Source organism: Streptomyces sp. MK37H (genome assembly GCF_018035285.1).
Taxonomy (GTDB): Bacteria; Actinomycetota; Actinomycetes; order Streptomycetales; family Streptomycetaceae; genus Streptomyces; species Streptomyces endocoffeicus.
Genome location: NZ_JAAAYH010000343.1, coordinates 1 through 9781, shown reverse-complemented (window position 1 = coordinate 9781; position 9781 = coordinate 1). Strand labels below are relative to the sequence as shown.

Sequence of the window (9781 nt, the reverse complement as noted above, 5' to 3'; positions counted from 1 at the left end):
TGCACCGAACCGCCCAGGTGCCGCTCGGCGTGGACCGGCAGCAGTACGGAGGACAGGCCCTGGTCGAGACCGTTGGTGACCATGACCATCAGCACAATGGCCAGCAGCAGCCGATGGCGCAGCAGGAAGCGGTACCCCTCGCCCAGCTCCGCGCGGTAGGCGCGGGCGGACACCGGCACCACGGGCTTGCGCGGCGCGGCGGCGGGCAGTCCGCGCAGCCCCGCCATGATCAGTACCGCGGACGCCGCGAACGTGGCCGCGTCCAGCAGCAGCACCGACGGCGGGCCGAGCAGCGCGATCAGCAGCCCGCCGAGCGCCGCGCCCAGCATCCTGGCCCCGCGCGAGGCCCCGTCGTAGAAGCTGGCCGCGCGGCTGAGGGTGGTGCCCGCCCGTTCGGCCAGCGCGGGGACGAGCACCTGGCGAGCGGTCTCGCCCGGCGCGTGGAGCAGTCCGCAGAACGCCATCAGCGCGCACAGCTGCCAGAACCGCAGCAGCCCGGCGAAGTGCAGCACCGGAATCGCGGCGACGGCCACCCCGCACAGCGAGTCGGAGGCGATGGAGACCCGCCTGCGGCCGATCCGGTCGATGACCGGCCCGCCGATGACGGCGGAGACGACCACCGGCAGGGTCGCGCAGAAGGACACGAACCCGGCCCTGGCCGCGCTGCCCGTGGTCTCCAGGACGAACCACGGGACGGCGATCAGGGTGAGGGAATTGCCCGCTATGGAGACGGTGTTGGCGGCGAGGACGAGTAAGAGTGGTCTTCGGTCGTCCCCACTGTCCCCCCGGCGCTCTCTGTCTCCTCTGTCGTCGGCCATGTCAGTGGTCGAACCGGGCGGTCAGACCGGATTGCGGCAGCCGCGGCGTGGCCAGCCGCAGCCCGACCTCCACCAGCGTCCAGCCGACCCGGGCGCGCAGCACCCGGGCGCGAGCGGGGCGGGAGCGGCGGTGCGGCCGGGACGCCTCGCGGGCCTCGTCACGCAGACGCTCGGCGCGTATGTGGTGCAGCCACAGATGGATGTCGTCGCCGTACATGTGTGGGTTCCCCCCAGGGATCGGTCAGTCCTCGTCGCGCGGGAAGGCGTGCAGATGGACGCGGTACGGGGCGGAGCCCTCGGTGTCCCGGTCCACCTCCTTCTCGCGGTAGCTCTCGATCAGTTCGTGCACCTTGTCGCGCATTTCACGGGCGAGTTCGGGGGTGAGGCGCATGTAGAAGTCGCTGAGGTCCGAGGCCGCCCGCCATTCCCCCGACCAGTCGTGCAGGGTACCCAGAAAGGTGGATATCTCGTGCGTGTGCTGGGTGGCCACCTCGTGCAGCACGGTGTTCACCGCTCCCCGTACCTCCGGGTCGGGGTGGGCCAGGAACTTGTCGGCGTTCCAGCGCGTACCCCTGTGAACCGCCTTCCACCACCGCTCCCGCCCCTTGCCCCGCTCCGGGTCGTCCTCGACGAAGCCATAGGTGGCCAGTTGTCGCAGATGGTAGCTCGTGGCGCCGCTGGACTCCCCCAATCTGTCGGCCAGTTGGGACGCGGTGGCCGGTCCGTACTCGCGCAGCGCGCTGAGCAGGCGCATCCGCAGCGGATGCGCGAGCCCGCGCAGGGAGCGTGGGTCGAGCACCCGTACTTCGTCGGACGCAGGCTGTTCGTTCTCTGCCATGCGCCGCAGCGTAAGCATTGCAAAGACTCAGTTGCAACACTTTCTTTGCAACGGAGTCTTTGGACCCGCTTCGGGGCCTCCCCGGGCCCAGTGCTCAGTCCTGCGCCGCCTGCCGCACCAGCGGGATGATCCGCAGCGGCACCGGGTTCTCCATCACGATCGCCGTCGAGGCCCGGACGATCCCCTCGATCCCCACCACCAGGTCGATCACCCGCTGGAGATCGGCGTTGGAGCGGGCCACCAGCCGGCACAGCATGTCCCCGTGGCCCGTCGTCGTGTGCAGCTCCAGTACCTCAGGAACGGTCGCCAGATGGGCCCGTACGTCCGGCCCCTGCCCCTGCTTGATCTCCAGCGTCGCGAACGCGGTGACCGGATAGCCGAGCGCCGCCGGGTCCACTTCGGGGCCGAAGCCCCGGATCACCCCCTGCGCCCGCAGCCGGTCCAGCCGCGCCTGCGCCGTGCCGCGGGCGACACCGAGGCGGCGCGACGCCTCCAGCACCCCTATCCGCGGTTCCTCGGCGAGCAGCTCGATCAGGCGGGCGTCGAGCCCGTCGATTCCCATGCGGTCCCCTCCAGGTCCCAGGCTTCTCTTGAGGTGTCCTCTGTGACGGTAGTCACCCTGTACAGGATGCGCTGCCGAGCGCAGTCGTGGCTATACACACTGACCAGCGATTTCGCGAAGTGTTGCGCACCTTGGGCCACCGGGGGACGCTTCGAAGTATGACTGAGACGACAGAGATGCTGCAGCAGGGGGACGCACGGCACGCCGACCCGTTCCCCGTGAAGGGGATGGACGCGGTCGTCTTCGCCGTCGGCAACGCCAAGCAGGCCGCGCACTACTACTCCACCGCCTTCGGCATGAAGCTCGTCGCCTACTCCGGCCCGGAGAACGGCAGCCGGGAGACGGCCAGTTACGTCCTCGTCTCGGGCAGCGCCCGCTTCGTGTTCACCTCCGTCATCAAACCGGTGAGCGCCTGGGGCCGCTTCCTGTCCGAGCATGTCGCCGAGCACGGCGACGGGGTGATCGACCTCGCGGTCGAGGTGCCGGACGCGCGCGCCGCGTACGCGTACGCCCTCGAGCACGGCGCCACCGGGATCGAGGAGCCGCACGAGCTCAAGGACGAGCACGGCACGGTGGTCATGGCCTCGATCCGCACCTACGGCGACACCCGCCACACCCTCGTCGAGCGCACCGGCTACTTCGGCCCGTACCTCCCCGGCTACGCCGAGGCCAAGCCGATCGTCGCCCCGCCGGCGCGCCGGAACTTCCAGGCCATCGACCACTGCGTGGGCAATGTGGAGCTCGGCCGGATGGACGAGTGGGTCGGGTTCTACAACAACGTCATGGGCTTCACCAACATGAAGGAGTTCGTGGGCGACGACATCGCCACCGAGTACTCCGCCCTGATGTCGAAGGTCGTGGCCGACGGCACCCGCAAGGTGAAGTTCCCGCTCAACGAGCCCGCGGTCGGCAAGAAGAAGTCCCAGATCGACGAGTATCTGGAGTTCTACGGCGGCCCCGGCGTCCAGCACATCGCGCTCGCCACCAACGACATCGTCGCCACGGTGCAGGCGATGCGCGCGGCCGGGGTGAGCTTCCTGGACACGCCGGACTCGTACTACGACACCCTGGGGGAGTGGGTCGGCGACACCCGTGTCCCGCTGGAGACCCTCCGTGGGCTGAAGATCCTCGCCGACCGGGACGAGGACGGCTATCTGCTCCAGATCTTCACCAAGCCGGTCCAGGACCGGCCGACCGTCTTCTTCGAGCTGATCGAGCGGCACGGCTCGATGGGCTTCGGCAAGGGCAACTTCAAGGCGCTGTTCGAGGCGATCGAGCGCGAGCAGGCCAAGCGCGGCAACCTCTGACCGCCACGCGGGGTGGGCCGCGGCCCGCGGGACCGCCCCGGACGGCGCGGGACCGCCCCGGACGGCCGCGGGCCCGCCCCGCACGGCCGCGCCCATCCCCCCAATTCCGTGCACATGCGCTCACACTCCCGTGCCCATGCGCCGTCGGTGCCAGAAAATGCGAACACCTGAATGGGAGCGCTTTCCCACCGTCTACACTCACGGCGATCTGTTCACTCCAACACGGCGTGATCACACGGGAGTTGTTGAGTATCAATGCACACGGAAAAGTACACTGCGGGCCGTTTGACCAGGCGTAGGTTCACCCTCGGCGGGGGAGTCGCCGCGGCCGGCGCGCTCGGTGCCTTCGCCGCCCGAGCGGGGGCCACCACCGTGGCGGGCGGCCGGTTCGATCTGTCGGTGCCCTCCACCCAGCTGATCCGCGAGAAGACCCCGCACAACTCCACCGTGCTGCAGTCCTTCGCGTTCGACGACGTGGGCGGGCACGTCTACACGATCCAGCTGATGGAGGGCGGGATCCGGCTCAGCGGGGAGTCCGCCCCCGTCTCCGGCGCCGACCGCGCCGCCCACGGCGATCTTTGCGTCACCAAGCTGTCCCTGGCCGGGGCGGAGCTGGGCTCGATGTACCTCAAGGGGTTCGGGCACGGCGTCGCCATGGGCTGTGAGCCGGTCGGCTCCACCGCCTATCTGTGGACCGAGTCGGACGCCAACCCCGACTCCGGCTACGGCCGCGCCGTCAGCCGCTTCAAGTTCGCCGATGGCACCGTGCTCTCGTCCGGTTCGTCCTCGCTGGTCAAGCACCGTCCGGTGGCGGGCTCGACCAGCAACCAGCCCGCCGTCGACATGCTCAACCGCCGGCTGCTGCTGCGCTACCGCCTCGACGGCGAGGTCCGCTACCGGCTGATGAGCCTGTCCGGGGTCAGCGCGGGCGACTACACCGCCGTGTACGACGACATACCCCAGACCGGTGTCGAGGACGGCGAGGTCTTCCAGGGCTTCACGGTCCTCGGCGACTACGTGTACCAGCTGACCGGCACCGCCTACACCGGCGAGGACGGCGCCAACCCGCCCTCCGGCCACGGCAACACCTACGTCTCCTGCGTCGATCTGCGCACCGGCGAACTCGTCCAGCGCGCCCGCACCGAGGCCGCCTACTCGCTCAGCTACCGCGAGCCCGAGGGCATGGCCGTCCAGCTGTCCAGCCCGCGCCGGCTGTGCATGGGCTTCGCCTCGGGCGCCGCCGGGGACCGTAAGGTCAGCATCTACTACAAGGCACAGTAGCGTCCGTACCGCACGGCCCTGCTCGTGGGCCTCCTCACGGCCCTCCTCGCGGTCATCCGTCCGCTGCAGCGATCTTCCCCGGGCGCTTCCCGGGTGCGAGTCTGGAGACATGACGGACCTCATCGAGCTGCTGCGGGAGGGCCTCCCCGAGGAGGCGGTGCTCACCGACCCCGATGTGACCGGGGCCTACGCCAACGACATGGCGAGCTTCTGCGAGGCGGGCGCGCCCGCCGTGGTCGTTCTCCCGCGCACGGTGGAGCAGGTGCAGCACGTGTGCCGCACCGCCACCGCGCTGCGCGTCCCGATCGTGCCCCAGGGCGCGCGCACCGGGCTGTCGGGCGCGGCCAACGCGTCCGACGGCTGCGTCGTGCTGTCCCTGGTCAAGATGGACCGGATCCTGGAGATCAACCCGGTGGACCGGATCGCGGTCGTCGAACCGGGCGTGATCAACGCGACCCTGTCCCGCGCGGTCATGGAGAAGGGCCTCTACTATCCGCCGGACCCCTCCAGCTGGGAGCAGTGCACGATCGGCGGCAACATCGGCACCGCGTCCGGCGGGCTGTGCTGTGTGAAGTACGGCGTCACCGCCGAATACGTCCTCGGGCTCGATGTCGTCCTCGCCGACGGCCGACTGCTGAAGACCGGCCGCCGCACCGCCAAGGGCGTCGCGGGTTACGACCTGACCCGGCTCTTCGTCGGCTCCGAGGGCAGCCTCGGCATCGTCGTGCGCGCGGTCCTCGCCCTCAAGCCCGCCCCGCTCGAACAGCTCGTGCTCGCCGCCGAGTTCCCCTCCACCGCGTCCGCCTGCGACGCCATCTGCCGGATCATGGAGCGCGGCCACGCCCCCTCGCTGCTGGAGCTGATGGACCGTACGAGCGTCCGCGCGGTCAACGCGATCGGGAACATGGGCCTCCCGGAGTCCACCGAGGCGCTGCTGATGGCGGCCTTCGACACCCCGGACCCGGCCCCCGACCTCGCCGCCGTGGCCGAGCTGTGCAAAGCGGCCGGTGCCACGGAGGTGGTCCCGGCCGAGGACGCCGCCGAGTCCGACATGCTGCTCCAGGCCCGCCGGATGACGCTTCCGGCGCTGGAGGCGGTCAAGGGCGTCACCATGATCGACGACGTCTGTGTGCCCCGCTCCCGGCTCGCCGAGATGATCGACGGCACGGCCGCCATCGCCACGAAGTACGGCCTGACCATCGGCGTCGTCGCCCACGCCGGGGACGGCAACACCCATCCCACGGTGTGCTTCGACCCCGCCGACCCCGATGAGTCCCGCCGCGCCCGGGAGTCCTTCGACGCCATCATGGCGCTGGGCCTGGAGCTCGGCGGCACCATCACCGGGGAGCACGGCGTCGGCGTCCTCAAGAGGGAGTGGCTGGCGCGTGAACTGGGCCCGGTGGGGGTGGAGCTGCAACGCGGTATCAAGCAGGTCTTCGACCCGCTGGGCCTGCTCAACCCCGGCAAGCTCTTTTGACGGCGGCCCTGGCAAGTCCCCGCCTCGGGGCAAGCCCCTCCGCGCGACCTCGCCCGCCTCTTCACTGATCTTGAGTACACGCAGCAGGCGGGCGACCTCGGGCGCGGCCGCGCCCGCTGCGTCGAGCCGCTCGACGAGTCGGGCGACGGTGCCCCAAGGCTTCCCTCACATCAGCGGTGGCTGTGGTCATTCCGCATTCCTTCCTGTGACAGGTCGGCCGCGCCCCGACGGCGTGGCCTCGGTGGTCGTGCGGTGCGAATCGCCCCGTTCCCGGAGGCGGGCACGGGCAAGGCACGGGCGTTCGCCGTTGGCGCGTGCGCCAACGCTGCGGCCGGGTAGCCTCCTTCACCGCCTCGTCCAAGCCGTCGAGCAGCATCACGGGGCCGCCTTCATTTCGGCCCAGCAGCGCTTACGGTTCGGCCGCCGCGCGGGGCCCAACAGGTCGTAGCCCCACCGGTCGGCAAGAACGTCGACCAGGATCAGGCCCCGCCCGTCGGTGTCGTCGCCGCCGGGGGTGCGCAGCATCGGCACCCGGGACGGGTCCATGTCCACGATCGCCAGGTACAGCCGGTCATTCGCCGGGCGGTCCACGATCACGCGCAGGCTGTGCCCCCGGGCGTGGTTCACGGCGTTGGTGACGAGTTCGGACATCGCCAGCGCGGCGGTTTCCGCCGTCTCGTCGCCGAGGCCCCACGCGGCGCACGCCGTGCGGACCAGGCCGCGCGCCACGGACGCCGTCTCTTTTGTGCGCGGGTGGGTCTCGCTGTAGCCCTGGCATCCCGTCGCGCGGGCTCTGCTTGCCGTCATCGTCATGGATCACGCCTTGGTCAGGGGGCGGGGGAAAACCGCGCCGGCCCTTCTTGGGGTTGGGGGTGAAGAAACCGGTGCGACCGTCAACCGGCCGCCCGATCTCGATCACCGAACGGCCGGTAATCACTCAACTCCAGTGCGTGCATCGGGGTAAGGGAGCAGAGTGGAGGCACGGTTGAACTGGTTGAACACAGCTCGGGGGTCGGAATGGCACGACGACTGCGCACGCCGAATAGGGCTCTCGCGGGCCTGATGCAGACGGAGGGGATCGGAAACGCGCAGCTGGCGCGGCGCACAAACGCCGTCGGAAAAGAACTCGGGGTCACGCTGCATTACGACAAGTCGAGCGTGTCGCAGTGGCTCGCCGGCAGTACGCCGAAGCCGCAGGCACGGCCCGCGATCCTCGAAGCGCTCTCCCGACTCGCCGGGCGGCCGGTAACGTCCGCCGAAGTCGGCTGGGGGGACGGTCCGGCCGAAGAGCGCGATGTTGTTTCGGGAGTGATGGCGCTGAGCCGAGCGGATATGGACCCGTCCCGCCGCAGCGTGCTGACCGCGGCTATGTACGCGGCCACGCTGGTGGTCCCCACATACGACGAGCTGGCCGGAGAACCGGACCAGCGGGTGAAGGGCACCAGCGCGGGGCGCATTCTTCGTATCGGTATGAGCGACGTTGAGACCGTGACCAGGATGACGGACAAGGTCGCCGAGATCCTGGATGAGATCGGAGCTGGTCACGCTCGGCCGATGGCGGCGGCGTTCATCACCAACACCATCGGCGCCTATCTGCGCGCTGACGCCTCGGACAAGGTGCGCAAGGCCATGCTCGCGGCCGTCTCGGACTTCGTGTACCTCACGGGCTGGATGGCGATGTACGAGATGAAGCAAGGGCTCGGGCAGAAGTACTACCTGCGCGCGCTCGATCTCGCGGCGAGGGGCGAGGACCACGTCACCTACTGCCGGACCCTGCGAGGCATGTCCTTGCAGGCGTCCCACCTCGGCTACGGGCCGAAGGCCTTGGAACTCGCGGACGCGGCGGCGGAGGCCGCACCCGCATCTGGGCCGCGTCTGGTGGCGTTCCTGCGTGGACAGCAGGCCGCTGCGGCGGCGATGACCGGCGATCGGAACACCGCTGTGACGCGCTTGCGTGAGACGGAGGCCGCCCTGGCTCAGGCGGACAACCGGCGGGATGCCGTGGGTGGGTACGACGAAGCCGCCTTCCACTTCCACGAGGCACACGTCAGGTGGTCACTCAAGGACGGGCCGGGCAGCATCAAGGCCCTGCGCCGCTCCAACGCCGCCCGCAGCCTCCAAGAACGTCAGGGGCGAGTGCACTGCCTTGGGGTGATCGCTCAACGGCAGATGGCCATGCGGCACGTCGAGGCAGCCTGTGCCACCTGGAACGAGTTCCTCGACGAGCACCAGATGATCAGCTCTGCGCGGGGGGATGAGCACCTGCGGAACCTGCGCACCGGCCTCAAGCCGTATGCGTCGCTGCCGGTTGTGCGCAGCGTCGCCGAACGGGCGCGCGAAGTCGCCCATCTGAAGGCAGCTTGAAATAAAGATCTGAGACGGAGAGGCCGCCCGGACCCGGGGGTGGTCCGGACGGCCTCGTCTCAGTGGCTGATCAGGCCTTGGCGGCCGATCACGCCTTGAGCGAGGCGATGTCGATCACGAAGCGGTACCGCACATCGCTGCTCACGACGCGGTCGTACGCCTCGTTGATCCGCTCGCCGTCGATCAGCTCGATCTCCGCGCCGAGCCCGTGCTCGGCGCAGAAGTCGAGCATCTCCTGGGTCTGCCGGATGCCGCCGATCTTCGAACCGGCCATCGACTTCCGGCCCATGATCAGCGAGAACTGGTGGAACGCGCTGGGGTTCTCCGGCGCGCCCACGTGCACCAGCGTGCCGTCCAGCTTCAGCAGCGACAGATAGCCGTCCAGCGGGAGGTTCGCCGAGGTGGTGTTGACGATCAGGTCGAAGGTGCCGGCCAGCTCGGTGAAGGTGGACTCGTCGCTGGTGGCGTAGAAGTGGTCGGCGCCCAGCCGCAGCCCGTCGTCCTTCTTGCGGAGCGTCTGGCTCAGCACCGTCACCTCGGCGCCCATCGCATGGGCGATCTTCACGCCCATGTGGCCGAGGCCGCCGAGGCCCACGATGGCGACCTTCTTGCCGGGACCGGCGTTCCAGTGGGCCAGCGGGGAGTAGAGGGTGATCCCGGCGCACAGCAGCGGGGCGGCCACGTCCAGCGAGATCCCCTCGGGGATGCGCAGCACGTAGTTCTCGTCCACCACGATGTGGGTGCTGTAGCCGCCGTAGGTGGGGGCGCCGTCGTACTCGTTGCCGTTGTACGTGGGCACCTCGCCCTTGAGGCAGTACTGCTCCTCGCCCGCGAGGCAGTTCTCGCACTCGCGGCAGGAGTCGACGAAGCAGCCCACGCCGACCCGGTCGCCGACGGCGTACTTGGTGACGGCGGGGCCGACCTCGGCGACCACACCGGCGATCTCATGGCCGGGCACCATCGGGAAGAGGGCGGTGCCCCACTCCTCGCGGGCCTGGTGGATGTCGGAGTGGCAGATACCGGCGTAGGCGATCTCGATCAGCACGTCGTGCTCGCGCAGGGCGCGGCGCTCGACGGTGGTCCTTTCCAGCGGGGCCTTCGGAGCGGGGGCTGCGTAGGCGGTGACGCTGGTGC

General features: G+C 69.8%; 10 protein-coding genes. 4 read left to right on the top strand and 6 right to left on the bottom strand.

Features of this window, described 5'->3' with window-relative positions; genetic code table 11:
• The 4 genes from GWI24_RS33425 to GWI24_RS33410 form a co-directional block, all read right to left on the bottom strand.
• Positions 1-818, bottom strand: an 818-nt coding sequence (locus GWI24_RS33425; RefSeq protein ID WP_210949803.1) for an MFS transporter, incomplete at its 3' end; no start/stop codon positions are given.
• Position 819: 1 nt separating this feature from the next.
• Positions 820-1035 carry a hypothetical protein gene (locus tag GWI24_RS33420; RefSeq protein ID WP_210949802.1) on the bottom strand — a complete coding sequence of 72 codons (216 nt, stop codon included), beginning with the start codon at positions 1033-1035 and terminating at the stop codon, positions 820-822.
• 24 nt (positions 1036-1059) lie between these two features.
• A complete protein-coding gene (locus tag GWI24_RS33415) occupies positions 1060-1656 on the bottom strand; it encodes a transcriptional regulator (RefSeq protein ID WP_247617212.1) in 597 nt (198 codons plus the stop codon).
• A gap of 94 nt (positions 1657-1750) precedes the next feature.
• Entirely contained in the window at positions 1751-2218 is a 468-nt protein-coding gene (locus tag GWI24_RS33410; protein ID WP_210949800.1) for an Lrp/AsnC family transcriptional regulator, read from the bottom strand.
• A gap of 158 nt (positions 2219-2376) precedes the next feature.
• Between GWI24_RS33410 and hppD the strand changes: the two genes are divergently transcribed.
• The 3 genes from hppD (at position 2377) to GWI24_RS33395 (ending at position 6283) form a co-directional block, all read left to right on the top strand.
• A complete protein-coding gene (gene hppD, locus GWI24_RS33405; protein ID WP_210949799.1) occupies positions 2377-3525 on the top strand; it encodes a 4-hydroxyphenylpyruvate dioxygenase in 1149 nt (382 codons plus the stop codon).
• Between the two features lie 285 nt (positions 3526-3810).
• Positions 3811-4806: a teichoic acid biosynthesis protein C gene (locus GWI24_RS33400; RefSeq protein ID WP_247617211.1), complete on the top strand. Its 996-nt coding sequence runs from the start codon at positions 3811-3813 to the stop codon at positions 4804-4806.
• A 109-nt stretch (positions 4807-4915) separates the two neighbouring features.
• Positions 4916-6283: an FAD-binding oxidoreductase gene (locus tag GWI24_RS33395; RefSeq protein WP_210949797.1), complete on the top strand. Its 1368-nt coding sequence runs from the start codon at positions 4916-4918 to the stop codon at positions 6281-6283.
• A 375-nt stretch (positions 6284-6658) separates the two neighbouring features.
• On the opposite strand, the gene GWI24_RS33390 is transcribed toward GWI24_RS33395, so the two are convergent.
• Positions 6659-7096, bottom strand: a complete 438-nt coding sequence (locus GWI24_RS33390) for an ATP-binding protein (RefSeq protein ID WP_210949796.1) — start codon at positions 7094-7096, stop codon at positions 6659-6661.
• 204 nt (positions 7097-7300) lie between these two features.
• On the opposite strand from GWI24_RS33390, the gene GWI24_RS33385 reads away from it, so the two are divergent.
• Positions 7301-8647, top strand: a complete 1347-nt coding sequence (locus GWI24_RS33385) for a hypothetical protein (protein ID WP_210949795.1) — start codon at positions 7301-7303, stop codon at positions 8645-8647.
• Between the two features lie 88 nt (positions 8648-8735).
• Here the strand turns inward: GWI24_RS33385 and GWI24_RS33380 are convergent.
• On the bottom strand, positions 8736-9781 hold a 1046-nt coding region (locus GWI24_RS33380), incomplete at its 5' end, for an NAD(P)-dependent alcohol dehydrogenase (protein WP_210949794.1).

Coding starts and splice junctions, on each gene's coding strand:
- GWI24_RS33415 (WP_247617212.1), bottom strand. CDS start 1,656: ATGGCAGAGAACGAACAGCCTGCGTCCGACGAAGTACGGGTGCTCGAC.
- GWI24_RS33395 (WP_210949797.1), top strand. CDS start 4,916: ATGACGGACCTCATCGAGCTGCTGCGGGAGGGCCTCCCCGAGGAGGCG.
- GWI24_RS33385 (WP_210949795.1), top strand. CDS start 7,301: ATGGCACGACGACTGCGCACGCCGAATAGGGCTCTCGCGGGCCTGATG.
- GWI24_RS33420 (WP_210949802.1), bottom strand. CDS start 1,035: ATGTACGGCGACGACATCCATCTGTGGCTGCACCACATACGCGCCGAG.
- hppD (WP_210949799.1), top strand. CDS start 2,377: ATGACTGAGACGACAGAGATGCTGCAGCAGGGGGACGCACGGCACGCC.
- GWI24_RS33410 (WP_210949800.1), bottom strand. CDS start 2,218: ATGGGAATCGACGGGCTCGACGCCCGCCTGATCGAGCTGCTCGCCGAG.
- GWI24_RS33390 (WP_210949796.1), bottom strand. CDS start 7,096: ATGACGATGACGGCAAGCAGAGCCCGCGCGACGGGATGCCAGGGCTAC.